We start from the raw sequence: 1,254 nt of genomic DNA on the forward strand, positions 1-1,254 counted from the left end.
GGCGACAAATGATTTTGAAAATTGGTCCAACGATCAATTAAAAGAATATTTGGCAAGTAAAGACATTGGTTACAAACCCTCTGCTTCAAAAGCGGAACTACTTAAGCTGATCCCAAAGGAATAATGAAATGAGCTTAATTACTGTAGATGACGCAAATTCAATTTTGGGCAGCGATTTTGCACCAGACAGTGATAAAGCTCGTCTGGTAAAGCTGGCTAATGTATGGATGAAAAACAGAATTGGTTTTGTACCAGATCCAATTGATCCACTTCTTAAAGATGCTGCATGTGAAATTATCAAAGGAATTCTGGCCAAGGTAATTTATAACGGCAAAGACCAGCAGTTGAAGCGTAAGAAAGTTAAAGCTGATTCTGTTGAGTCAGAAAAAGAATATCAAGACGGATCTGAAGCAATCTCTAGCTTTGAACAGATAGCAATTGATTTTATTGATTCACTTGATTTGAAAGATCCAAATGCAAGTTTTAATGGCTTTGGCATACCACTTTACAGGGCATGATATGGGCTTACGTGACGAAATTCAGGCAGATATTGCTGAAGCATTTAATGAAGATTTAGCGGAAGCCGTTCATACCTTTACATGTGAGCGGATTTCAAAAACGAATTGGGATCCTAAAACTGAAACGTATGTTGAAGTTAAAGAAAATTATTCCGGCCGTGGTGTTCTGTTCGGTTCATACAATCAATATGAGATCCAAACACTTGGAGTACTGGCCACAGATAAGAAGGCTACAGTGCTGCAGAATGAAGTTACCAAAGAGCCAAAAATTGATGATGAGTGGTTAACAGCTTTAGGCTCATTCCGGGTAATTCATATTCAACAAGATCCAGCCTCTACTATTTGGAAATGTCAGTTGAGGAAGGTATAGGATTTTTTAGTATTTTAATTATAATAACCAAAATTCTTGAGGTGAAATTAATGTGCAACAGCAAAGTACTAATAATCAGAATATTCAAGTAACAGTACAGGTGGATAACGCATTAATGTCTACTGGATATAGTGTTACCACTCAGGCAGATTATCATCTTTCACTTAATGATTTTTATATTTTAAAAAGTCCTATTAGGAAATATGATGCATATGTTACAACGATATTATCGATCGGTCTGGGACTTTTAATTTCAAGTGGTGGGCGGTATATTGCACAATCTCTTGGGTATAATGCACAAGTAGAACCCTATGAAATTATTGGTGGTTTAGCTGCTTTAATGTTAGCCTTAATCGGGTACTTCAT

The 1,254-nt window shown here is 36.4% G+C and carries 4 protein-coding genes; all 4 read left to right on the forward strand.

What is annotated here, in order from left to right:
- Positions 1-124, forward strand: a 124-nt coding sequence (locus tag VXQ92_RS18860) for an Ish1 domain-containing protein (RefSeq protein ID WP_416682830.1), incomplete at its 5' end; no start/stop codon positions are given.
- A gap of 4 nt (positions 125-128) precedes the next feature.
- A complete protein-coding gene (locus VXQ92_RS18865; RefSeq protein ID WP_416667302.1) occupies positions 129-518 on the forward strand; it encodes a hypothetical protein in 390 nt (129 codons plus the stop codon).
- A gap of 1 nt (position 519) precedes the next feature.
- On the forward strand, positions 520-888 hold the full coding sequence (locus VXQ92_RS18870; protein ID WP_416682831.1) for a glutamate 5-kinase: 369 nt from the start codon (positions 520-522) through the stop codon (positions 886-888).
- Positions 889-940: 52 nt separating this feature from the next.
- On the forward strand, positions 941-1,254 hold a 314-nt coding region (locus VXQ92_RS18875; protein ID WP_416682829.1), incomplete at its 3' end, for a hypothetical protein.

The organism is Acinetobacter sp. 228, assembly GCF_048147885.1.